Origin of the sequence: Mesorhizobium sp. INR15 (assembly GCF_015500075.1) — a bacterium.
Classification (GTDB): Bacteria; Pseudomonadota; Alphaproteobacteria; order Rhizobiales; family Rhizobiaceae; genus Mesorhizobium.
The window spans coordinates 3518174-3541091 of record NZ_CP045496.1; the positions used below are offsets into that span (position 1 = coordinate 3518174).

Below are 22918 nucleotides of genomic sequence, written 5' to 3' on the forward strand. Positions count from 1 at the left end.
TTGGCGCGTTCCACCGCGTTCTTCCTATTGGCCATGACAATGGCTGCCGCCGGTCCGGCGTCGGCGGCCAGCGTGCTGGCTGGCGCCTGGGGCAATGAAGCCGGTTGCGCCGGCATCAAGGCCGGTTCGCAGGACAGTGACGCCTATATCCTGCTGACCGCCGAGGGTATCGAGACCTATGGCAGCGGCTGCCGGTTTGCGCAGCGGCTGACATCGGTGCCCGGCGCGCAATCGCTTGATGCTACCTGTTCGGCCGAAGGCGAGGCTGGGACGACGGCCGAAACCGTTGTGGTCACCAACAGAGGGGCGGACGGTTTCTTCGTGACCATTCCCGGCCTTGAAGAAATGGGGCCGCTGCAATCATGTTCGTAACGTTGGTCATTGGGGGTTGAGCATGCGTGGTTTTGGTCTTTCCGTTGCGATGGTTGCCGTTCTGGCCGCTGGCCACGCTTCAGCGGCTGGTATCGATCTGTCGAAGCCCTATGGCGACAAATATGGCTGCATCAACAGGAACGGCCAGGAAGTCGCCGCCGATCAGATGCTGCTTTTGACCGACAAGGAATTGATCACGGCGGCCAGCGCCTGCACGTTCACGGAAACGAAGGCGCAAGCCGACGGTTCGCTGGTGATAAAGGCACAATGCGAGGCGGAAGGTGAAGACGGGCAATCGCCAGCCCAGTTCACCATCAAACGAGCCAAGAAAAACCCTAGGAAGCTGGTGGTGACCGACGAAGACGGCAACAAGATGGGGGAAGTCTCCTTGTGCCGATAAGCCTCGCCCCATCGATCTCAGGCGACCAGGGCGTCCAGTTCCGGCAGCAGGACGACGCTTTCCTGTTCGTTGGGATCGGTGCGGGCAATGACGGCCGAGGACGGCGCGCCGCTCAGATTGGCCGGCAGATGCGGCACGCCAGCCGGAATGTAGAAGAGGTCGCCAGCCTTGACGACGATATGCTGTTCGAGCCGGTCGCCGTACCAGGTGTGAACTTCGCCGGAGAGCACGTAGATCGCCGTCTCATGGCTTTCGTGCATATGCGCCTTGGCGCGTGCGCCGGGCGGCATCGTGAGGATATGCATGCAGATGCCGGAGGCGCCGACCGACTCCGTGGCAATGCCGGCGAAATAGGTCAGTCCCTGTTTGCCTTCATAAGTGCTTCCAGGGCGGATAAGATGGCAAGTCGGCTTGGGCGACATCGGGGAAACTCCGGGCGTCGATCTGACGGAACAAGGTTAGTGGGACTGAGGCCAATGGGACGGGGCGAGTGGAAAACAACATCGCGATAAAAGCAATCGGAATCCGGCCGACGTCACAGTGGCGGGGACTGGCAGGCCGCGGCCGATGACGGGAACTTCGCCAGCCGTGGTAGCGGCAAGCAAACTTGGCCTCACCTTCCAGACCAATGACGGGCCAGTGCAGGCGCTGTCGAACGTCGACCTGACCATCGGCAAGGGCGAGTTCGTCTCCTTCATCGGCCCTTCCGGTTGCGGCAAGACCACCTTGCTGCGCGTCATTGCCGACCTGGAGAAGCCGACTTCGGGAACGATTTCGGTCAATGGCATGACGGCTGAACAGGCGCGCGAGAAACGCGCTTATGGTTATGTCTTCCAGGCGGCGGCGCTGTTTCCATGGCGCACCATCGAGCGCAACGTGGCGCTGCCATTGGAAATCATGGGCCTTTCCAAGTCGGAACAGGCGGAGCGGATCAAGCGCACGCTCGATCTCGTCAACCTCTCGGGTTTCGAGAAGAAGTATCCCTGGCAGCTGTCGGGCGGCATGCAGCAACGCGCTTCGATCGCTCGTGCCCTGGCCTTCGATGCCGACCTTCTCCTGATGGACGAGCCGTTCGGCGCGCTGGACGAAATCGTGCGCGACCATCTCAACGAACAGCTTCTGGAGCTCTGGTCACGCACCAACAAAACCATCTGCTTTGTCACGCACTCCATTCCCGAGGCGGTGTACCTGTCGACGCGCATCGTCGTGATGTCGCCGCGGCCGGGCCGTGTCAGCGACATCATCGAATCGACTTTGCCGAAGGAGCGGCCGCTCGATATCCGCGAGACACCGGAGTTCCTGGCGATCGCCGCACGCGTGCGCGACGGCTTAAGGGCAGGGCATAGTTATGATGATTGAGGGGTGCTCCATCGGCGATGAAGGGGCCACCCTTGCCTTCGTCATCCTAGGGCGAAGTAGCCGCGGAGCGGCGTACGCAGACCCTAGGATCCATGCCGTGACGTCGGTCGAAGGGTACAAGCGTTTTAGGATGCCCATTGGGCGGAGCGAGGCGGAGAGAGCCTTGTCGGGCACCGTCGCGGAGCGTGCAGGTGACGGCATGGATCCTAGGGCCTGCGCCGCGTCGCTTCGCTCCTTGCTTCGCCCTAGGATGACGAAGGCGCGTGGCCCGCGAGGGCAACTCCATGGATAGCTTCCGCGACAAGCTCGTCCCCGTCACCTCGATCCTCGCGGGCGTGGTGGTGCTCTGGTATGTTTTCGCCGTCATTCTCAACGCGCCGTTCCAGCGCGATCTCGACCGTCGTGCCAACGAGACGTCCACGTTCAGCGAACTCGTCGGAAAGACGCTGTCGCAGCCGAAGCCGACACTGCCGGCGCCGCACCAGGTGGCGGTGAATTTCTTCGAGAATACATTCCTGCGGCCGATCACCTCGAACCGCAGCCTCGTCTACAATGCCTGGATAACGCTGTCGTCGACGCTGCTTGGCTTCGCTTTCGGCACGGCGCTCGGCATCGTCATTGCTGTCGGCATCGTGCACGTAGCGACGCTTGACCGCAGCCTGATGCCTTGGATCATTGCTTCGCAGACCATTCCGATCCTGGCGGTGGCGCCGATGATCATTGTCGTGCTGGCTGCTATCGGCGTCACCGGCCTGATCCCGAAGGCGATGATATCGACCTATCTGTCATTCTTCCCGGTGACTGTCGGCATGGTGAAGGGCCTGCGTTCGCCAGAGATCATGCATCTCGACCTGATGCACACCTACAATGCCAGCCGCATGCAGACTTTCTGGAAATTGCGCGTGCCGGCTTCGGTGCCGTTCCTGTTCACCTCGATGAAGGTTGCTGTGGCGGCGAGCCTTGTCGGCGCCATTGTCGGCGAATTGCCGACCGGCGCGGTCGCCGGCATCGGCGCCAAGCTTCTGGCGGGTGCTTATTACAGCCAGTCCATCGATATCTGGTCAGCGCTGGTCGCCGGCTCGGTGGTGGCGGCCCTGCTGGTCATGGTGGTCGGCATTGCCGGCCGCCTCGTCGACCGCGCCATGGGCGGGAGGCCGGCATGACCTGGCTGAAACCATCCTGGCAAGCGGTACTGGCCATCGCGCTGTGCCTGGTCGCGGTCGCGCTTGGCGCCATGTCGAAACCGGAAGCCGCCGCGCTTGCCGACCCGACAGCCAGTTTCAACTATCCGTATCTCGGAACCAAGGGGCTGATGCTCGGCCTCGCCGTGGTGGCGGCGTTGATCTCGATGGTCAGGATACCGGCAGCCGCCGAAGCCCTGGTGCTGTTTGCCGGCGCCCACATCGTTGCCTGGATGCTGATATCGGGGATTGCAGGTTTCGAAGGGACCGCGCTGGCGCCGTATTTCCTGCTGCTGACGGCTGCCTGGCTGCTCGGCTGGCGCTGCGTGGCGGTGCTGTCGTCGTTGCGGCCGATGGCGAAATGGGCGCGGACAGGCTTGCGCCTGATCATCCCCGCCATCTTCGGCGCCTGGATCCTGATCATCTGGGAAGCGGTGACGCGAGGGGCGGGCGTTCCCTTTATCCTGCTGCCCCCGCCAAGTGCCATTGGCGTGCGCATCGCCAATTCGCTGCCGGTGCTCGCCGCCGACGTGCGGCAGACGATCTTCAAGGCGGTCATCTTCGGCTATGTCGTGGGCAGCGGCGCCGGCTTCGTCACGGCTGTTCTCGCTGACCGTGTGCCGTTCCTGCGGCGCGGGCTTTTGCCGATCGGCAACATGGTCTCGGCGCTGCCGATCATCGGTGTCGCGCCGATCATGGTCATGTGGTTCGGCTTCGACTGGCAGTCCAAGGCGGCGGTGGTCATCATCATGACCTTCTTCCCGATGCTGGTGAACACGGTGGCCGGTCTTGCCGCCTCCGGGCACATGGAGCGCGACCTGATGCGCACCTATGCATCGAGCTACTGGCAGACGCTGTTCAAGCTCCGGCTGCCGGCGGCGGCCCCCTTCATTTTCAACGCGCTGAAGATCAATTCGACGCTGGCCCTGATCGGCGCCATCGTTGCCGAGTTCTTCGGCACGCCTGTTGTCGGCATGGGATTCCGCATTTCGACGGAAGTCGGGCGGATGAACATCGACATGGTCTGGGCCGAAATCGCAGTTGCAGCACTTGCGGGTTCGGTCTTTTATGGCGTGGTCGCGCTCTTCGAAAGAGCAGCCACGTTTTGGCATCCCTCTGTCCGTGGTGGATAGGGGCGGTGGGTTTTAGGGTGCTAACTTCAGAGGGTAAAAAAGATGAAAAAACTGATTATTCCCGTTCTGGCCGGCGCGATGTCGCTGGCCGCGTTCCAGGCAATGGCGGCCGACAAGGTGACGTTGCAGCTGAAATGGGTCACGCAGGCCCAGTTTGCCGGCTATTATGTTGCCAAGGCCAAGGGCTTCTATGAGGCCGAAGGCCTCGACGTCGACATCAAGCCGGGCGGTCCCGATATCGCGCCGGAGCAGGTGATTGCCGGCGGTGGCGCCGATGTCATCGTCGACTGGATGGGCGGTGCGCTCGCCGCCCGCGAAAAAGGCGTGCCGCTGGTCAACATCGCCCAGCCGTTCAAGAAGGCCGGCATGGAGCTGGTTTGCCCGAAGGACGGCCCGATCAAGACCGAAGCCGACTTCAAGGGTCACACGTTGGGCGTCTGGTTCTTCGGCAACGAATATCCGTTCTATGCCTGGATGAACAAGCTTGGCCTGAAGACCGAAGGCGGCGCCGACGGCGTCACCGTGCTGAAGCAGAGCTTTGACGTGCAGCCGCTGATCCAGAAGCAGGCGGATTGCATCTCGGTCATGACCTACAACGAGTATTGGCAGCTGATCGACGCCGGCTACAAGCCGGAACAGCTGACCGTGTTCAACTACTCGGCGATGGGCAACGATCTGCTCGAGGACGGGCTCTATGCTTCGGAAGACAAGCTCAAGGACCCAGCTTTCGAGGACAAGATGGTGCGTTTCGTGCGCGCCTCGATGAAGGGCTGGAAATATGCCGTCGATCACAATGACGAGGCGGCAGGCATCGTCATGGACGGCGGTGGCCAGGACGAGAACCACCAGAAGCGCATGATGAGCGAAGTTGCCAAGCTGGTCGACAATGCCGACGGCAAGCTCGATCCGGCGACCTACGAGCGTACCGCCAAGGCGCTGCTCGACCAGAAGATCATCACCAAGGAGCCGACCGGCGCCTACACGACCGCCATCACCGACAAGGCGATCAAGTAGGCCTCTCAGGCTACAGTTCGATGTTGAAAACGGCGCCTCCGACCAAGTGTCAGAGGCGCCGTTCCTTTATGGTGTTCATGACGAAGCTGGTCTCGATCGACGCGACGCATTTCAGCCGCGCGATCTTTTCCTTGATGAAGCGCTCGTATTGTTCGAGGCTGCCGGTCACCACCTTCAGCACATAGTCGCGCGAACCGGTGACGAGGTGGCACTCCAGCACTTCCTCCCAGCCACGGATCGCGTCCTCGAACATGACGATCTCGTCCTCGTTCTGACGGCCGAGGCGGATGGTGGCGATCGCGACCATGCTCCAGCCGAAGGCCGCGGGGTCGACCAGCGTGGTGTAGCCCCTGATAACACCGGCTTCTTCCAGCCGCCGCACCCGCCGCAAGCAAGGTGATGGCGAGAGGCCGATGCGTTCGGCCAGTTCGTTGTTGGTGATGCGCGCATCGGCCTGCAGTTCACGCAGGATCTTGCGGTCGAAGTCGTCGGCTATCTTCTGCTGCACTTTTGGTCTCTTCCGGCAATTTATAGCGAGAGTGCAGCCATGGAAGTCCGGAAATAGCAAGGACTGCGTGATGGGGATCGCATAAATTGCCGCGCGATACTCTCATGAAGCAGGAAAAGCCATGACCGCACCACGCCCTTCGAAAACCCATATCGGCAACCACAAGCTCCATCCGGAGACGCTGATGCTGAGCTATGGTTTCGACCCGCAGCTTTCGGAAGGGGCGGTCAAGCCGCCGGTGTTCCTCACCTCGACCTTCGTGTTCAAGTCAGCGGAAGAGGGGCGCGATTTCTTCGACTACGCTTCCGGCCGCAAGGAGCCGCCGAGCGGAACGGCATCCGGCCTGGTCTATTCGCGCTTCAACCACCCCAACAGCGAGATCGTGGAGGACCGGCTGGCGATCTACGAGGGCACGGATGCCTGCATCCTGTTCTCGTCCGGCATGTCGGCGATCGCGACGACGCTGCTTGCCTATGCACGCCCGGGTGACGTTGTCCTGCATTCGCAGCCGCTCTACGGCGGCACCGAGATGCTTCTGACCCGCACGCTGGCCGGCCTTGGCATTGGCGCGGTCGGTTTCGTGGACGGCGTCGATGAGGCGGCGGTGCGCGCGGCTGCCGAAGCGGCAATGGCGAAAGGGCGCCTGTCGGTCATCCTGGTCGAAACACCCGCAAATCCGACCAACAGCCTTGTCGACATCGCGCTGATGCGAAAGATCGCCGATGAAATCGGCGTCCGGCAAGGCATGACGCCGATCATTGTCTGCGACAACACGCTGCTCGGTCCGGTGTTTCAGCGGCCCATCGAACATGGCGCCGATGTTTCGCTGTATTCGCTGACCAAATATGTCGGCGGCCATTCCGATCTGATCGCCGGTGCGGTGATGGGCAGCAAAGCGTTCACCAAGCCGATCAAGGCGTTGCGCGGCGCGATCGGCACACAGCTCGACCCGCATTCCTGCTGGATGCTCGGCCGCTCGCTGGAAACGCTGGCGATCCGCATGGAGCGGGCCAATGACAACGCGCGTCTTGTCGCCGAATTCCTGCGTGACCATGCCAAGGTCGAGAAGGTGCACTACCTGCCGTTCCTTGGCGAGGATACGCAAGCGGCCCGCGTCTACAGGGCGCAATGCAGCGGCGCCGGCTCGACATTCTCGTTCGATATAAGGGGTGGAGAGAAGGCGGCTTTCGCCTTCCTCAACGGGCTGCAGATCTTCAAGTTGGCGGTGAGCCTTGGCGGCACGGAATCTCTGGCCAGCCACCCGGCGGCCATGACCCATTCAGGCATTCCCATCGAGGTGCGCCAGCGCATCGGCGTGCTGGAGACAACGGTGAGGCTGTCGATTGGCGTCGAGCATGCTGACGATCTGATCGCCGACCTGACGCAAGCGCTGGCGGGCGCCTAACGCTTGCCCCTTGCGGCAAATCTGAAAGGGGGCGGGTGACCGCCCCTTTTCTCGAGCGCAAATTAAGCGGCGGTGGGCGGGAAACATCGGCCTGCGCATTCGTTGTACCGGTACATCCCGTGGCGCTGGACAAGGCTTGCGTGGGTGTCATCACCACAACGGAGGTTTCAATGCGCATCCAATCTCTTTCACCGGCGCTCTCGGCGCTGGCCGTATCGGCTGCCATCCTGTTTGCTTCGCCTGCCTTTGCCGACATGGTGAAGATGACGGCAACGCTCGACGGCGGCCAGCAGAACCCGCCGGTGACGTCGACAGCGAAAGGCACCGCCGATCTCGGTTTCGACACTGACACCAAGAAGCTGAGCTGGACGGTCGAGTATTCCGGCCTCAGCGGACCTGCGGCGGCTGGGCATATCCACGGACCGGCTGCAAAAGGTGCAAACGCCGGGGTGGTGATCCCGTTCAAGGGCGGGCTCGACAGCCCGATCAAGGGCTCAGCGGTGCTGACCGACGCGCAGGCAGCCGACCTGATGGCCGGCAAATATTACGTCAACATCCATACAGCGGCCAACAAGGACGGCGAAATACGCGGCCAAATCGAAAAGGCGATGTAGGCAGCGTTGGCGGCCGGCTGGACAGCACCTTGTCTGTCCTGTCGGATTCCCGTTCAGGCCTTATCGCGGATTTGGGTCATCGTCCGGGTCGGCGTTATGGCCTCGGGGTCGAGCCTGATCTCCACGATCGACGGCTTGCCGCTTGCACGCGCCCGCTCGAAGGCGGGGGCGAAATCGGCCGTCTTCTCGACCGTTTCGCCATGGCCGCCATAGGCGCGGGCCAGAGCGGCGAAGTCGGGGTTTTGCAGATCCGTGCCGACGACGCGGCCGGGATATTCCCGCTCCTGATGCATGCGGATGGTGCCGTAGATGCCGTTGTTGACGACGATCACGATGATCGGCAGGCCATATTGCACGGCGGTGGCGAATTCCTGGCCGTTCATCAGGAAGCATCCGTCGCCGGCGAAGGCAACTACGGTACGCTCCGGAAACAGGCCTTTCGCGGCAACCGCCGCAGGGGTGCCGTAACCCATCGAGCCTGACGTTGGCGCGCCTTGTGTGGCGAAACGGCGGAAGCGGTGAAAGCGATGCACCCAGGTGGCGTAGTTGCCGGCGCCATTGGTCAGGATGGCGTCATCGGGCAACACCTTTTCGAGATAGTTCATGATCGGCCCCATCTGCACGGAGCCAGGCCCGGCTTCCGGCGGCGTCGACCAGTCGAGATAGGCGGCGTGCAGGCGTTCCGTCTCGCCGGCCCAGACCGGTGATGCCGGTCCTTTCCTGTTGGCGAAGGCTCGCACGAAGGCGGCAGGCGAAGCGTTGACCGCCAGTGTCGGCCGGTAGACGCGGCCGAGCTCGCCGGCATCGGCATGGACATGCACCAGCGTCTGGTCGGGGTAGGGGCTCTTGAGCAGCGAATAGTCGGAGGACGGCATTTCGCCCATGCGGCCGCCGATCAGCAGGACAAGGTCGGCCTGTTTGATCGCTGTCGCCAGCTTCGGGTTGATACCGATGCCGACATCGCCAGCATAGTTCGGATGCAGATGATCGAACAGCATCTGGCGGCGGAAGGAACAGCCGACCGGCAGCGACCAAGCTTCCGCGATCGTCCGCACCTGTGCCACCGCCCCGGCATCCCAACGCGTACCGCCGAGAATGACGAAGGGCCGCTTGGCCTTGGCCAGCAGCGCCTCCAGGGCATCCAGATCGGCTTCACCGGGACTGGTTTCGACCGGTGTATAAGGCAAGGCGGCTGGCGCCTCGACGACACTGGTCAGCATGTCTTCCGGCAACGAGATGACCACCGGACCGGGGCGGCCTGACGTGGCGACCGTGAACGCGCGAGTGACGAATTCTGGGATGCGCGAGGCATCGTCGATCTCGACCACCCATTTGGCGATGTCGCCGAAGAACCTCTTGTAATCCACTTCCTGGAATGCCTCGCGTTCCTTGGCGTGGCTGGCGACCTGGCCGATGAACAGGATGACGGGAATGGAGTCCTGCATGGCTATGTGGATGCCGGCCGAGGCGTTGGTGGCGCCGGGGCCTCGGGTGACAAAGCATATGCCGGGCTTGCCGGTCAGCCGGCCATGGCAGTCGGCCATCATCGCGGCACCACCCTCCTGGCGGCAGACGATGGTGCGGATCGGCGAATCGTGCAGCGCGTCGAGCACCGCGAGATAGGATTCACCGGGCACGCAATAGATGCGGTCGGTGCCATTGGTTTCGAGCGCGTCGACGATCAGTTGTCCGCCGGTCTTCATTGTCCTGACTTCTCCAGTTCGGCAAGAATTTCCTGCGTGTGCTCGCCCAGGCGCGGCGAGGGGCGCTCATAGACGAGCGGCGTGCCGGACATGACCATCGGCGCGCGCACCGACGGCAAGAGATTGCCGTGGCCGTCGTCAAGATCGAGGCGCATGCCACGCGCGATGGTCTGAGGATCAGCGAACATCTGGCCGATCGTGTTGATCGGGCCCGCCGGCACGCTGGCCGCTTCCAGTTTGGCCAGCAGCGGGTCGCGGTCCAGCGTTTTCAGCGCCTCGATCATGTGTTCGCGCAACCTGACCCGGTTGGCGACCCGAGCCGGGTTGGTGGCGAAGTCGGGGTTCGACGACAACGCGTCCAATCCGACAGCGGCACAGAATTTGGTGAACTGGCCGTCATTGCCGACCGCCAGGATGATGTGGCCGTCCCTGACCGGCACGACCTCGTAGGGCGCGATGTTCATATGCGCATTGCCCATCTGCACCGGCGACTTGCCGGAGACGAGATAGTTGAGGTTCTGGTTGCCGAGCGCCGAGATCTGGCTGTCGAAAAGCGCCATGTCGACATGCTGGCCCTGGCCGGTCTGTTCGGCGTGGCGCAGCGCTGCCTGGATGGCGATGACCGAATAGAGGCCGGTAAAAATGTCGGAGATGGCGACGCCGGCCTTTTGTGGCTCTCGGCCAACCTCGCCGGTAATCGACATCATGCCGGCCATGGCCTGGATGATGAAATCATAGCCGGCGCGCGGCGCGTAGGGGCCGTCCTGGCCGAAACCGGTGATCGAGCAATAGACAAGGCGGGGGTTGGTCTTGCGCAGGCTGTCATAGTCGAGCCCGTATTTTTTCAGGCCACCGAGCTTGAAGTTCTCGATCAGCACATCCGACGTCGCCACCAGACGGCGCACCGTTTCCGCGCCCTCAGGCGTCGAGAAATCGACGGCGATCGAGCGCTTGCCGCGATTGCAGGAATGGTAATAGGCGGCCGACAGGTTCTCGCCGTCATGGCTCATGACGAAGGGTGGACCCCATTTGCGGGTGTCATCGCCACCATCGGGGCTTTCGACCTTGATGACATCGGCGCCAAGATCGGCAAGCAATTGGCCGGCCCAGGGCCCGGCCAGGATGCGGGCAAGTTCGATGACGCGGACGCCTTTCAGCGGAGGTAGGGCCATCGCCGATCCAGACATTGCCGATTCAGACATGAGATCACCAGAATTGGTCGGAACCGCAGCCTCTATCAACACCTTGGGCCGCTGTCACGGCTCTTGCGATGGGCCAATCCTAGCGTTTCAGCACTGTGTCGGCCCAAGCCGCGAATTCATCCATGATGATGTCGCGGTTGACCTCGTTCAAGCTTTCATGGCGGGTGCCGGCGTAGACCTTTGAAACCAGATTCGAAAAGCCCATCGCGCGCATGCGGCCAGCGAGGTGGGCGATGCCCTTGCCGTAATTGGAGGCGGGGTCTTTCTCGCCGCCGACCACGCTGACGGCGATGTCGCGCCGCACGGCGGCAAAGCCGGCGTTCCTGCCGCCATTCAGCGCCATCCCGACAACATCGCGCCACATCGAGATCGAGGCGTCCCAGCCGCATAGCGGATCGGCGATGTATTTCGCCACCTCCGCTTCGTCGCGCGACAGCCAGTCGAACAGGGTGCGGTGGTTGGGCACCGCCTTGCCCCAGGCCTGGAAGGTGAGTTTCGGCAGCAGTCGAGATGGTACGTCCGAGCCCAGGCGCATCCGCTCCCAGGCCAGGATGGCCAATGCCAGTTGGCCGAGCAGGCCCTGGGAGAAATCGCCGTTCCAGATGGCCGCGGCGTGGACGCGCGGCGAATGCGCCAGGAGGAAGTTGAGCGCCACGGACGCACCCATCGAATGGCCGAACAGGATCACCGGCAGGCCCGGCTGCTCCTTGGCGATGAGATCATGGATGGTTGCGACATCGGCGATCACCTTGGCAGGGCCGTCCTTGTCGGCGAACTTGCCAAGCGGCGCATCAGGCGCCTTGGTGGCGCCATGGCCGCGATGGTCGTGGACATAGACGTGACAGCCGCGCTCAGCCAGGAAATCAGCAAAACGGCCGTAACGCGCCGCGTGCTCGGCCAACCCATGATTGATCTGGACGACCGCGCGGGCGGCGCCTCCGGCCTGTTTGATGAACAGATTGAGGTCCGCGCCGGTCGGCGACCGGACCATGCGCTGTTGGCTGAATGACATGGCCGCTCGGTCTCCACCCCTGGCTCGCCTTCGCGGCGCCTGTTTGTTTGCGCCGGCGCCGGTTTTGGGTCAATCCGCCTCGCCTGCTTTTCCGCGACGATGTTTCTTGCATTCCACCGGTGAAATATCGCAATTCTGACACGGAGACAGGGGCAGTCTGTCAGTGCAATTTTTCAGCCGGGGATATCAGATGCGTACAGGCCTTGCTTTCGGGTTGGCTCTTTTGGCGACGTTGATGACGGGGGCCGCGCATGCGGACGTCAAGATGAGCGGTTCTTTCGTCGCCGATGCCGCCTGTCCGGCGACGCAGGCGATCAAGAACGGCAAGAACCCTGGCAACGTCTCGACCGATGCCGGCAAGAGCTACGAGCTGCTGGCAGGCAACAAGGACGCGCCGACGCACTATCTCGTCCTGGTGCCGGGTGCCGATCCGGAGCGCCGCTGGGTCAAGGTCAGCTGTGGCCATGTCGCCGGTGGCAGCGCCGCGACAGTGCCGGCAGCGCCTAGCGGTCAAGGCAAGCCGCCAGCGTCGGCTTCGGGAAAACCCGAATATGTCTTCGCGCTAAGCTGGCAACCGGCCTTCTGCGAGACCAAGTCGAGCAAGACGGAATGCAAGGCGCAGAGCCCGAACGAGTTCGACGCGACGCATTTCACCTTGCACGGGCTGTGGCCGCAGCCGAACGGCAATTTCTATTGCCAGGTCGCGTCCGGCGACAAGGCCAACGACAACCCCGCCCACTGGCAAGACCTGCCGCCGGTCAACCTGGAAGCGGCGACGCGTTCGGAACTCGACCAGGTGATGCCGGGCACTGCGTCGAAACTCGAGCGGCATGAGTGGATCAAGCACGGCACCTGCTACGGCAAGAGCCAGCAGGAGTATTTTTCCGACGCGCTCAACCTGATGCGAGCGGTCAATGCTTCGCCCGTGCGCGATCTCTTTGCCAAGAACATCGGCGGCAAGCTGACGGCGGACCAGATTCGCGGTGCCTTCGATCAGGCTTTTGGCGCCGGAGCAGGGGACCGGGTTCGCGTTTCCTGCGTCATCGATCCTTCGAACGGCAGGCGGCTGATCGGCGAGTTGACGCTCGGCCTCTCCGGTCCGATCGGTCCCAACAGCACGCTCAAGGACCTGTTGCTGGCCTCGGTACCGACCAACAAGGCCGGCTGTCCGACCGGCACCGTCGACGCCATAGGTTTCCAGTAAACAGCCGGGCTGTCGTTTCAGCGCGGCGCGGTGTTATGGTGGGCTCCACATCATCTGGCGGGGGAATGGCGATGGCGGACGTGACAGGTGGCGCACTGGCGCGGCTGGCTTTCTGGGCCAAGGGCATGGTGTCGATCAACGACGCCCGCATGGAGTGGCCAGGCTTTTCCTATACGGAGGCGGAGTGGGCGCGCATGCGCACGCTGTCCGCGCCAATCGGCGCCGGCACCTATCAGATATTCACCTTCGTCAACGCGGCGATCTTCATCGCCATTGCCGCCGCCGGCATTTTCGGTGTTTTCCTGCCCCTGGCGACGGCGCTGTTTCCAATACCGGCTGAGACGAGTGCGCTGAAATTCTCGCTGCTTCTGGCGGCCTGCGCCTTCCTGATCATCGGGCTTGGGCTGCCGATCTCGATGCGCCTGTCAGCCATGATGGTAGGCGGCAAGACACTTCGTGCGGCCCTTGCAAGCGCGCCCGAGGACGGGCCTCTGGCGGCGAAAGTCTCCTGGCAGATCAACCGCATCATGCTGATCATGTGCGGCTTGCTGGTGCCAGGCATATTGTTGTTCATCGCCTATGACATCCAGGCGGGGCCGATCATCACCACGCTGAAATGGCTGGCGATCGCGCTGATGGCCGTTTCCACCATCACCGGCATTCGGCGGCAGGGGAAGTCGTAGCAGCCACTTGCGCCTAGAGCCTGTCCCGAGGGTATCGGAATGGGATCATGCCCTAGATCTGCGCGGATTTGGTCCAGGCGACTGACGTGTCGGCGTCGTTGCTGCCGGGTTCGCCAACAACGCGGTCGCGTCCGGTCGACTTCGCCTTGTAAAGCCGCTGGTCGGCAAGCGCGAAGAGATCGCCAAGGCTGGTTGTGCTCTCGCTGACCGAGGAGACACCGGCGCTGACCGTCAGGTCGAAGCGGCTGGTGTTGGTGGAAGCCTTGACCGCGTAGCGGATGCTTTCGCCAAACAGCCTGGCGACCGTGTGCGGGCGGGAGCTGAGGATGGCGAATTCCTCGCCGCCGATGCGGAACACCTGGTCTTCGACGCTTGCCAGATCGCCAAGCAGGCCCGCGACAGCCTTAAGCACCTTGTCGCCTTCGGCATGGCCGAAGCGGTCGTTGATCGACTTGAAATGATCGACATCGATGATCAGCAGGCTGAGCGGCTTGGCTGTGCGCAGGCTCGCTTGAACAGCGGCTTCGCCATCGCTGTCAAAACGCCCCCGGTGCAGCAGGCCGGTCAAGCCGTCGCGGCCGACATGCTCGACCAGGGCTTCGTAGCGTTCGCGATAGGTCAGCGTGTCGAAAATGTCGGAGAGGCCGCGCGGCGCCTGGACCTGCCGTACCTCGAACCAGCGGAGATAGGCGACAAGCATGGTGCTGAAGGCCAGTGCGGCGCCCATCTTGGCGAACCAGCCGCCGAAGAACACACCAATCGGCGCGCCGGCGACGAAATGCAGCGCGGTGAAGAAGCCGGCCTGGTCGAAGGTGAGCACGCAGGCGACGCAGATGAGGACGCGCGTGAACTGCGCTTTGCGGAGATATTTTCCGAGCTTCTCGTAAAGCAGGATGATCAGGATGGTGTCGACGAACAGCAGCGTCGTGCCCCAGACCATCAGCCAGCCCATCTCATCGATGAAGCCGATATCGGGCAGCCTGCCGTCGGGCAGTGGCGCGATGGCGTGCAGGCGCAACAGAAGCACCAGCCCGATCATCAGCGCGTTGCCCAGCAGCAGGCCATAGAGCGGCTGGCGCACGGTTGCGGCGTCTTCCTTGATGTAGAGCAGCAGAAGCATCACCAGCTTGCCGGAAAACAGCACGGCCGAACCCGGCGAAACCATGCCGAACGGCAAGGCGACGTAAAACACGCTGGCGAGATAGGTTTCGAGGAAATGCATAACGCCGAGCGCGCAGACGAAGACGCCGAGCCCTATGCGGCTCCTGAAGCGGAAAAGCGTGACCATGACGCCGAAATAGAGAACAGCTTCGGCAAGCAGCAGGAAAGCGTTCAGCAATGCCGTCGATCCGATCTTTGTTCGAAGCCGCGGTCGCCCGCGAATCCCCACCCCTGATACCGTTCTGACGCGGAAGGGTTAACCGCTGCTTTCTTCCGTTTCACCCTTTGTGGAAAACTTCGACGGCTCAGAGGGTGCTTCCAGCCCGGCGAAAGCTTCAAGGCGCCAAAAGCGATTGCCGTTCGGCGCCGCATCGCCTACATAGCGCGCAACTTCCATTCATTCTGATCAAGGAAAGCGCGCGTGGCACGCCAGTTCATCTATCACATGGCCGGCCTCAACAAGGCCTATGGCACCAAGAAGGTGCTTGAGAACGTCCATCTCTCCTTCTACCCCGACGCCAAGATCGGCATCCTCGGCCCCAACGGCTCGGGCAAGTCGACGATCCTCAAGATCATGGCCGGGCTCGACAAGGAGTGGAACGGCGAAGCGTGGCTGGCTGAAGGCGCCACCGTTGGCTACCTGGCACAGGAGCCGGCGCTCGATCCGGCCAAGACCGTGTTCGAAAACATCATGGAAGGCGTCGCCGCCAAGACCGCCGTCATCGAACGCTACAACGAATTGATGATGAATTATTCCGACGAGACGGCCGATGAGTCGGCCAAGCTCCAGGACGAGATGGACCGGCTGAACCTGTGGGATCTCGAACAGCAGGTCGAGATGGCGATGGAAGCGCTGGGCTGTCCGCCCAAGGATTCCGAAGTCACCAAGCTGTCGGGCGGCGAGCGCCGCCGCGTTGCTCTCTGCCAGCTCCTGCTGCGCCAGCCGGATCTTCTGCTGCTCGACGAACCGACCAACCATCTTGACGCCGAAACGACGGCGTGGCTGGAAAAGCATCTGCGCGCCTATCCGGGCGCCGTGATGATTATCACCCACGATCGCTACTTCCTCGACAATGTCACCGGCTGGATTCTTGAACTCGACCGTGGCCGCGGCATTCCCTACGAGGGCAATTACACCAAGTATCTCGAAGCCAAGGCCAAGCGCCTCAAGCAGGAAGGCCGCGAGGACGACGCCCGCCAGCGCGCCATCGGCCGCGAGCGCGAGTGGATCCAGTCCAGCCCGAAGGCCCGCCAGACCAAGTCCAAGGCGCGTATCCAGGCGTTCCAGGATCTCTTGGATGCCGCCGACAAGCGGCGCCCGAGCGATACGCAGATCGTCATCCCGCATGGCGAACGGCTCGGCAATGTGGTGATCGAGGCTGAAGGCCTGTCGAAGGGCTTTGGCGATACGTTGCTGATCGATGGCCTGGAATTCAAACTGCCGCCCGGCGGCATTGTCGGCGTCATCGGCCCGAACGGCGCCGGCAAGACGACGCTTTTCCGCATGATCACCGGCCAGGAAAAGCCGGATGCGGGTTCCGTCCGCGTCGGCGAGACGGTGAAGCTCGGTTATGTCGACCAGAGCCGCGATGCGCTCGATCCGTCAAAGACTGTCTGGGAGGAGATTTCCGGCGGCGCCGAAGTGGTCAAGCTTGGCAAGTTCGAAGCTAACACCCGCGCCTACTGCGCCTCGTTCAACTTCCGTGGCGGCGACCAGCAGCAGAAGGTCGGCAACCTGTCCGGCGGTCAGCGCAACCGCGTCCACCTGGCCAAGATGCTCAAGACCGGCGGCAATGTGCTGCTGCTTGACGAACCGACCAACGATCTGGATACGGAAACGCTGGCCGCACTTGAAGACGCGCTGGAAAACTTCGGCGGCTGCGCTGTCATCATCTCCCACGATCGTATGTTCCTCGATCGTCTGGCGACGCACATTCTCGCCTTCGAGGGCGACAGCCACGTCGAATGGTTCGAGGGCAACTTCGAGGATTACGAGCAGGACAAGATCCGCCGTCTCGGCCCCGATGCCGTCAACCCGCACCGCATGACCTACAAGAGGCTGACGCGGTAGGGGGTTTCCAGGGCGGCGAATTCTCAACTGATATGAGGAGCTGAAATGGCTGATTGGTCCGCCGCCCAATATCTGAAATTCGAGGATGAGCGCACGCGGCCCGCGCGCGATCTCGTCGCGCAAGTGCCGGTGGATTTTCCGCGCCGCGTCGTCGACATCGGCTGCGGGCCGGGCAATTCGACCGAGCTTCTGGTCGAGCGCTGGCCGAATGCACGGGTGAGCGGCTTCGACACGTCGCCCGACATGATCGAGAAGGCGAGGGCGCGCCTGCCGGATGTCACCTTTGACCTTGCCGACGCCTCCAGATGGGAGCCGGCGGAACCCGTCGACGTGATCTTCGCCAACGCGGTCTTCCAATGGCTGCCTGACCATCCGCAGGTGTTCCAGCGGCTGATGGGGTGTCTGGCGCCGGGCGGCGCGCTTGCCATCCAGATGCCCGACAATCTTGGCGAGGCCTCGCATCAGACGATGCGCGAGACCGCATCGGAGATGCCGTTCGCGGCAAAACTGAAAGGTGCGGCGCGCGGACCACTGCCGCCGGTGTCGTTCTACTATGATCTTTTGTCGCCGCTCTGCGACCGGCTCGATATCTGGCACACCGCCTACAATCACCCGCTGGCCGATGCCGAAGCGATCGTCGAATGGGTTAAGGCGACAGGGCTGAAGCCCTTCCTTGATCCGCTCGACCCGGACGAGCGAAAGCTGTTCCTGGACAGCTACACGGCCAGGATCGCCAAGGCCTACCCAAAGACAGCCAACGGCAAAGTGCTTCTGCGCTTCCCCCGCATTTTCATCGTCGCCAAGCGGGCCTGATTAGCCACGTTGGGCGGCGCCGATCACCGATGCTTGACCCGGTTTCACCACCATGCGCATTTCATGGCTTTGGATCACGATCAATTGCTGATGGCTGGGGGTGGATGATGGTACTGAAGAAGCTGATTTTCGGCGTCGGCGTAAGCACGGCGGCCTTGCTGGCCTTCTCGATGACGGCCGAGGCCAAGCGGGCGCGATGCTTCAGCACGGATGACGGCTATTACCCATGCAATTACCGCAGCATCGATGATGCCGGCAGCTTCCGCATTTCAGCGCCGGGCTACCCGTCCTATGTCCTGGAGATCGACGGGCCGGGTTTCGCCTATGGCTTCGTCAATCTCGGCAGCCGCAACGTACCGCTGCCGGGGCAGTTCGTGCGCAGCCGCGATGATGGCGCCTGCTGGAACAATCCGCAGACCAACACCAAGCTTTGCGCCTGGTGAGGCCGGGTTCACGCGGGGCGTAAACTTTTGGCTTAAGGCGGCGTAAACCGACCTGGTGAGAAAACGGTTGCGCCGGAGCGTTTCGGCGCCCACATGAAATCGCAACGCCTGCGCATGGGACAGACTGAAAATGCATCGCGTCATCATCAGTGGCATCGGCGTTGAAATCCCTGAGCCCAAAATCACCAACGAAGAATTGGTCGCCAGCTTCAACACCTGGGTCGACATGGAGAACGCGCGGCGCGCGGAGACGGTCGAACCGCTGCTGCAGAAATCGGACAGCGCTTTCATCCTCCACGCCTCAGGCGTGCAGACACGCCATGTGATCGAGCGCGAAGGCATTCTCGATCCGACGCGGATGGCGCCGCGCATTCCGGCGCGGCCGGATGACGCTCTTTCGCTGCAGGCCGAGTTCGGCATCGCCTCGGCGAGGAAGGCGCTCGACCACGCAGGTCTCAAGCCGTCCGATATCGATCTGATTATCTGCTCGTCCTCGCACCAGCAGAGACCCTATCCAGCCATCGCCATTGAAATGCAGGAGGCATTGGGCACCAGGGGGGCAGGCTTCGACATGGGGCTCGGCTGCTCTTCGGCGGCGGCGGCACTGCACATGGCGGTCAACCTGGTGCGCTCGGGCGCGCACAAACGGGTGCTGGTGACGACGCCGGAGATCATCACCGGCCACCTCAATTTCCGCGACCGGCAGACGCATTTCATCTTCGGCGATGCATCGGTGTCGATGGTCGTCGAGGGGCTCTCCCAAGGCGAAAGGCGGCCTGGACGCTTCGAGGTGCTGGACACACGCATCTGGACGCAGATGTCGAACAACATCCGTACCAATCTCGGCTACCACACCCGCACCGCCCAGGACGATCCCTACATGATCAAGCTGGAAGGCAACCTGATCAAGCAGGTCGGCAACAAGGTGTTCAAGGAAGTCACTGTCGCGGGTCACAAATTCATTGTCGAATTCCTCGCCGAGCACGGGCTGACGCCGCAGGCGGTCCGGCGTTTCTGGCTGCATCAGGCCAATGCGCGCATGAATGCGATGATCCTGAAACTATCGTTCGGCCACGAGGTTGACCACGATCGCGCACCGATGGTGCTGGAGCGGCTGGGCAATACCGCGGGCGCGGGCGCCATCATTGCCCTGTCGGAGAACCATGCCGATATGAAGCCGGGCGATTTCGGCCTGCTATGTGCCTTTGGCGCGGGGTATTCCATAGGCGGCGCCTTGCTGAGAATGCTCTGAGCGCAAGTTGCTGCGCGTCAGGCTGGCGCGAAGGGCACCAGCATTGGGACGCGCCTGGCGTAGTCGTCATAAGGGGTTCCGAGCTCGCTGCGCAGGAAGCGCTCCTCCAGCTTGGCCTTCATGAAGATACCAATGGTCAGCAGGATAGCGCCGGCAACGCCCCAGACCGTGCCTTTCGCCGCCATGGTGGCAAGGATGGCCAAGAGCAACCCGGTGTAGATCGGGTGCCTGACCAGCGCATAGGGACCGGTGTCGACGACATGATGTTCGGCCTTGGCCGTTACCGTGCCCGACCACAGCCGGCCAAGATGCACGCGCGCCCACCAGCAGAAGGCGAAACCGACAGCGATGAGCGCGACGCAGATCCAGGCTTCGGCCAAGTTCGGCGTCCACAGGCGAAGCCATCCGACATAGTTGTGGGCTGGAATGAAGAACAGGATAGTGCCAAGCACCAGCACCGCCCGGTAAGGCGCCTCTGCCCGAGCCCCGGCGCGCTTTGCGGCCCGGTCGGCCCAGAAGGCGGCGGCGGCCCAGGTCACAACCCAGATCAGCCAAAGCAGAACAATCACTGTGCCGGGACGCATGATGGTGGCCCTCCTGTGGCACCATGAGACCGGCGCGGCGCGGCGGCAATGCGGCGGCGTGTTCAGAAAATCGTGATCGGATCGTCGCGACTTCGGCAGGGCTATTTCGAAGCGCCGGTTGACAGGGCCATACTCGTCGGTATGGTGCCTGCCATACCGACGAGTATGGTGACATGGAAGAGAACAGCAGGGATCGGCTTCTTTCGGCGGCGATCGACGTAATCCGGGTCAAGGGTTACGCGGCCACCCGCGTCGATGACATTGCGGCAGCCGCTGGGGTGACGAAAGGCAGCTTCTTTCACCATTTCGCGACCAAGGAAGCATGCGCGCGCGCCGCCGCCATCTACTGGGCCGCCCAGTCGGAAACGGTCTTCGCGGGGTCGGGTCATCGAAATCCGGACAGCCCCGCGGCGAGGGTGCTGGCCTATGTCGACTTCCGCATCTCGCTGCTCGCCGGCCCGGTGGCAACCTATGCCTGCTACGTCGGTACCGTGCTGCAAGAGGTGCACGACACGCATCCGGAGCTTGCGGCCGACAGCGCGGCATCGCTGCTGGCGCAGGCGGCGATGCTGGAAGAGGATCTGGCGGCGGCGCTCGGCGCCGACGAGGCCCATGACCTTGCGATACATATCGAGGCGACCATTCAGGGGTCGCTGCTGATTGCCAAGGCCGAAGCCGGCACCCAGGGCGCCCGGAGCAGCCTCGGCCACCTGAGACACTATCTCGAACTGCGATTGAAGGAACCAGGATGATGACCGACACTCAGGAACCGACCGGCGTTGTGCCTTATCTGTCTCTTGCTGGCCGCGCGCGTGAAGCGATCGAGATCTGGGGCCGCGCCTTTGGCGCCGAACAGATCGCGGCATATGAAGAAAATGGCCACTTGCGCCACGCGGAAGTACGGATCAATGGCGGTCCGGTCTTCCTGACGGATTTCAGCATGGAGCCGATGGCGGCCTTCCAGCCAACTCCCAGCATCGCACTGCATCTCGAGGTGCCTGACGGCAGTGATTGGATGGCGAGAGGCAAATCCGCGGGTTGCCGTGTCGTGACGCCCTGGCAGCAGATGTCTCACGGCGGCTTTGGACGGCTGGTCGATCCGTTCGGTGTCATCTGGTCGATCACGAGCCCCAAGCCCGGGTATTGATCGTTCAGACGTCCCGCTGCTGCATCACAAACGGAGAGAGCTTCCATGCCACTCGACCTGAACTACCTGCCTGGAATCGAGAAGAAGACGGGAAAGACGACCAAGGATTTCGTGGCCCTGGCTGTCGCAAAGGGCCTTGGCGACCCCACGATCAAGCCGGGCGTGCGGATCGCATGGCTCAAGCAGGATTTTGGCCTGGGGCACGGGCACGCCATGTTCATGGCGCATGCGATCAGGGATGCCCTGCTTGAGGGCAATTAGCCTGGTGGCCTAAGACGTCAGGATCTCATTCCGCCGGCAATGCCGCGCGGCGCGGCCAATAGCGGCTGGCCAGCTGAAGGCCGACGTGAACGACGACCACTCCAAGGATGCCTGCCAGAGCCTTCAGCGAGCCGTCTGAAATGCGCGCATGCCGACCTGGATCGAAGACCTGCATGAACTCCAGGGCCGCGGCCACGACGACGACAAAGCCAAGAGTGCCGGCAAGGCGGTTGGGAAAACCAAGGCCCAACGCAATGCCGAACAGGACATAGGCGAGGGCGCGTTCGAAATTCGGATCGCCCAAGTGGGGCCGCAATTGAATCGGCGACAGCGTCGCGAAGACAATCACGGCGAGCAATACAAGGGCGGCAATGCGCGAAATGGACGTCATTACCGCTCGTAAGGCGAACAAGTCGGCGAAACAATGACCAGCGTCTTCAATGGCCGGGTTTATGACGGCATGACCACGGAACGGATGGCGAATTCAAGCAAGTGTGATGAGCCGATCCCTCGCAAATGGCCGGCGTCCGCGGTCACGCACCATTTGCTCATTCGTTAGAACAGCTGAACATCCATTGTACCCCGAAGGCGTCGACCAGCATGCCGAAGCTGGTTCCCCAGACTTGCCGCGCCAGGGGTACGGTGACCCGGCCGCCCTCGGACATGCGGGTGAAAGGCCGCCGCATCCGACCGAGATCATCGAATTCCAGCATCATGGCGGAGCCTTTCATCGGCTCCGCATCATCATTGTCGGAGGCGTGAAACAGCACGCCCGGCCCCTCGAAGCGGGCATGCATGATTTTCGCGCGCATGGTTTCGGTGCGCACCGGCATGTTGTTGTCGCCCCAGCGCAGCAGGATCGTCGCCCGGCCAAGGCCGCACTGTTCGTAGAAGGCCAGGGCGGGCTCGCAATTCGTGGTGTAGAACAGTGAAGGGGAGAGCCGCATGGGTGCGTTTCCGTCCATTGGTCAGGACGCGGCGGCGGTTGCGGCGGCGATAAGGGCATCGCCGGTATATTGCCTGTCGCCGATCCCCCAGCCGCCGTCAGGCGCATTGACGATGTTGATCCAGGTGTTCTCGGGTTTGTGGCCGGGCGCGCAGAGTTCGGCGACAATTGAGGCGGCAGCGGTGATGAAGGCGTTACGGGCCTCGATCGACGCCAGGCCAATGTTCGGCAATTTCAGCTCGACCATGACGACAGGCCGATTGGCGCCGCCGGCATAGATGTGATGGGCCGGCAAAATGTGCACCGTGCCGCCGACGATGGTAGTGAAGAATGCATTCCCGGCAGCGCCGGAGGCTTCGATAAGGGCTGCGCTCAGGCGCGGCAGGATTTCGCGCTTGCCTGTCAAGGTCAAAACGCCCTCGGGCGCGGTCACGGTGATAGGCATTTCGT

27 protein-coding genes are annotated in these 22918 nt (G+C 62.6%); 17 read left to right on the forward strand and 10 right to left on the reverse strand.

The annotated features are described in order from the left end of the window. Positions 1-372, forward strand: a complete 372-nt coding sequence (locus GA829_RS17135) for a hypothetical protein (RefSeq protein WP_258051632.1) — start codon at positions 1-3, stop codon at positions 370-372. Positions 373-394: 22 nt separating this feature from the next. Then, positions 395-772, forward strand: coding sequence for a hypothetical protein (locus GA829_RS17140; RefSeq protein WP_195173898.1), 378 nt, complete (start codon positions 395-397; stop codon positions 770-772). Positions 773-789: 17 nt separating this feature from the next. Here the strand turns inward: GA829_RS17140 and GA829_RS17145 are convergent, their stop codons facing one another. Beyond that, the gene (locus GA829_RS17145) at positions 790-1194 is read right to left on the reverse strand and encodes a cupin domain-containing protein (protein WP_195173899.1); all 405 of its coding nucleotides are present in this window, start codon (positions 1192-1194) and stop codon (positions 790-792) included. A 145-nt stretch (positions 1195-1339) separates the two neighbouring features. Between GA829_RS17145 and GA829_RS17150 the strand changes: the two genes are divergently transcribed. From GA829_RS17150 to GA829_RS17165, 4 genes are all read left to right on the forward strand, one after another. Then, positions 1340-2131 carry an ABC transporter ATP-binding protein gene (locus GA829_RS17150; RefSeq protein WP_195173900.1) on the forward strand — a complete coding sequence of 264 codons (792 nt, stop codon included), beginning with the start codon at positions 1340-1342 and terminating at the stop codon, positions 2129-2131. Positions 2132-2415: 284 nt separating this feature from the next. Further along, positions 2416-3294 (forward strand): ABC transporter permease, encoded by an 879-nt coding sequence (locus GA829_RS17155; RefSeq protein ID WP_195173901.1) that lies wholly within the window; start codon positions 2416-2418, stop codon positions 3292-3294. Beyond that, entirely contained in the window at positions 3291-4445 is a 1155-nt protein-coding gene (locus tag GA829_RS17160; RefSeq protein WP_195173902.1) for an ABC transporter permease, read from the forward strand. Before GA829_RS17155 ends, GA829_RS17160 begins: the two co-directional genes overlap by 4 nt. A 42-nt stretch (positions 4446-4487) precedes the next feature. Then, on the forward strand, positions 4488-5459 hold the full coding sequence (locus GA829_RS17165; RefSeq protein WP_195173903.1) for an ABC transporter substrate-binding protein: 972 nt from the start codon (positions 4488-4490) through the stop codon (positions 5457-5459). Between the two features lie 49 nt (positions 5460-5508). Here the strand turns inward: GA829_RS17165 and GA829_RS17170 are convergent, their stop codons facing one another. Further along, positions 5509-5967, reverse strand: coding sequence for an Lrp/AsnC family transcriptional regulator (locus GA829_RS17170; protein ID WP_195173904.1), 459 nt, complete (start codon positions 5965-5967; stop codon positions 5509-5511). Positions 5968-6088: 121 nt separating this feature from the next. On the opposite strand from GA829_RS17170, the gene GA829_RS17175 reads away from it, so the two are divergent. Together GA829_RS17175 and GA829_RS17180 are read left to right on the forward strand one after the other, a co-directional pair. Beyond that, positions 6089-7372: a cystathionine gamma-synthase family protein gene (locus GA829_RS17175; protein ID WP_195173905.1), complete on the forward strand. Its 1284-nt coding sequence runs from the start codon at positions 6089-6091 to the stop codon at positions 7370-7372. 170 nt (positions 7373-7542) lie between these two features. After that, positions 7543-7986, forward strand: a complete 444-nt coding sequence (locus GA829_RS17180) for a CHRD domain-containing protein (RefSeq protein WP_195173906.1) — start codon at positions 7543-7545, stop codon at positions 7984-7986. 53 nt (positions 7987-8039) lie between these two features. Here the strand turns inward: GA829_RS17180 and GA829_RS17185 are convergent, their stop codons facing one another. From GA829_RS17185 to GA829_RS17195, 3 genes are all read right to left on the reverse strand, one after another. Beyond that, the gene (locus GA829_RS17185; protein WP_195173907.1) at positions 8040-9689 is read right to left on the reverse strand and encodes a thiamine pyrophosphate-binding protein; all 1650 of its coding nucleotides are present in this window, start codon (positions 9687-9689) and stop codon (positions 8040-8042) included. Beyond that, a complete protein-coding gene (locus tag GA829_RS17190) occupies positions 9686-10861 on the reverse strand; it encodes a CaiB/BaiF CoA transferase family protein (RefSeq protein ID WP_195179703.1) in 1176 nt (391 codons plus the stop codon). The genes GA829_RS17185 and GA829_RS17190 overlap by 4 nt, the downstream gene beginning before the upstream one ends. A 109-nt stretch (positions 10862-10970) precedes the next feature. Next, positions 10971-11903: an alpha/beta fold hydrolase gene (locus tag GA829_RS17195; protein ID WP_195173908.1), complete on the reverse strand. Its 933-nt coding sequence runs from the start codon at positions 11901-11903 to the stop codon at positions 10971-10973. Positions 11904-12093: 190 nt separating this feature from the next. Between GA829_RS17195 and GA829_RS17200 the strand changes: the two genes are divergently transcribed. Together GA829_RS17200 and GA829_RS17205 are read left to right on the forward strand one after the other, a co-directional pair. After that, on the forward strand, positions 12094-13107 hold the full coding sequence (locus tag GA829_RS17200; protein ID WP_195173909.1) for a ribonuclease T2 family protein: 1014 nt from the start codon (positions 12094-12096) through the stop codon (positions 13105-13107). Between the two features lie 71 nt (positions 13108-13178). After that, positions 13179-13790: a hypothetical protein gene (locus GA829_RS17205; protein ID WP_195173910.1), complete on the forward strand. Its 612-nt coding sequence runs from the start codon at positions 13179-13181 to the stop codon at positions 13788-13790. A 52-nt stretch (positions 13791-13842) separates the two neighbouring features. On the opposite strand, the gene GA829_RS17210 is transcribed toward GA829_RS17205, so the two are convergent. Then, positions 13843-15129, reverse strand: coding sequence for a GGDEF domain-containing protein (locus tag GA829_RS17210; RefSeq protein WP_195173911.1), 1287 nt, complete (start codon positions 15127-15129; stop codon positions 13843-13845). Between the two features lie 243 nt (positions 15130-15372). Between GA829_RS17210 and ettA the strand changes: the two genes are divergently transcribed. The 4 genes from ettA (at position 15373) to GA829_RS17230 (ending at position 19530) form a co-directional block, all read left to right on the forward strand. Continuing rightward, positions 15373-17022 carry an energy-dependent translational throttle protein EttA gene (gene ettA, locus GA829_RS17215; protein WP_195173912.1) on the forward strand — a complete coding sequence of 550 codons (1650 nt, stop codon included), beginning with the start codon at positions 15373-15375 and terminating at the stop codon, positions 17020-17022. A 45-nt stretch (positions 17023-17067) separates the two neighbouring features. Continuing rightward, positions 17068-17835 (forward strand): trans-aconitate 2-methyltransferase, encoded by a 768-nt coding sequence (gene tam / locus GA829_RS17220; RefSeq protein WP_195173913.1) that lies wholly within the window; start codon positions 17068-17070, stop codon positions 17833-17835. Between the two features lie 104 nt (positions 17836-17939). Further along, positions 17940-18278, forward strand: a complete 339-nt coding sequence (locus tag GA829_RS17225) for a hypothetical protein (protein WP_258051634.1) — start codon at positions 17940-17942, stop codon at positions 18276-18278. Between the two features lie 130 nt (positions 18279-18408). Then, on the forward strand, positions 18409-19530 hold the full coding sequence (locus GA829_RS17230; protein WP_195173914.1) for a beta-ketoacyl-ACP synthase III: 1122 nt from the start codon (positions 18409-18411) through the stop codon (positions 19528-19530). A gap of 17 nt (positions 19531-19547) precedes the next feature. Here the strand turns inward: GA829_RS17230 and GA829_RS17235 are convergent, their stop codons facing one another. Then, a complete protein-coding gene (locus tag GA829_RS17235; protein WP_195173915.1) occupies positions 19548-20114 on the reverse strand; it encodes a methyltransferase family protein in 567 nt (188 codons plus the stop codon). 173 nt (positions 20115-20287) lie between these two features. Here GA829_RS17235 and GA829_RS17240 point away from each other — a divergent pair, with 173 nt between their 5' ends. Genes GA829_RS17240 through GA829_RS17250 form a run of 3 tightly spaced genes read left to right on the forward strand, consistent with a single transcriptional unit; the run spans position 20288 to position 21522 of the window. Beyond that, complete coding sequence (locus GA829_RS17240; protein WP_195173916.1) at positions 20288-20866, forward strand: TetR/AcrR family transcriptional regulator; 579 nt, start codon at positions 20288-20290, stop codon at positions 20864-20866. Next, entirely contained in the window at positions 20866-21261 is a 396-nt protein-coding gene (locus tag GA829_RS17245) for a VOC family protein (protein ID WP_195173917.1), read from the forward strand. Before GA829_RS17240 ends, GA829_RS17245 begins: the two co-directional genes overlap by 1 nt. 45 nt (positions 21262-21306) lie before the next feature. After that, on the forward strand, positions 21307-21522 hold the full coding sequence (locus GA829_RS17250) for a DUF4287 domain-containing protein (protein WP_195173918.1): 216 nt from the start codon (positions 21307-21309) through the stop codon (positions 21520-21522). A 25-nt stretch (positions 21523-21547) separates the two neighbouring features. Here GA829_RS17250 and GA829_RS17255 read toward each other — a convergent pair whose 3' ends face one another. The 3 genes from GA829_RS17255 to GA829_RS17265 all read right to left on the reverse strand — a co-directional run bounded on the left by GA829_RS17255 (position 21548) and on the right by GA829_RS17265 (position 22913). Then, on the reverse strand, positions 21548-21913 hold the full coding sequence (locus tag GA829_RS17255; protein WP_195173919.1) for a VanZ family protein: 366 nt from the start codon (positions 21911-21913) through the stop codon (positions 21548-21550). Positions 21914-22070: 157 nt separating this feature from the next. Further along, positions 22071-22469: a VOC family protein gene (locus GA829_RS17260; protein ID WP_195173920.1), complete on the reverse strand. Its 399-nt coding sequence runs from the start codon at positions 22467-22469 to the stop codon at positions 22071-22073. A gap of 21 nt (positions 22470-22490) precedes the next feature. Beyond that, positions 22491-22913, reverse strand: coding sequence for a tautomerase family protein (locus GA829_RS17265; protein ID WP_195173921.1), 423 nt, complete (start codon positions 22911-22913; stop codon positions 22491-22493). Positions 22914-22918: the final 5 nt, after the last annotated feature.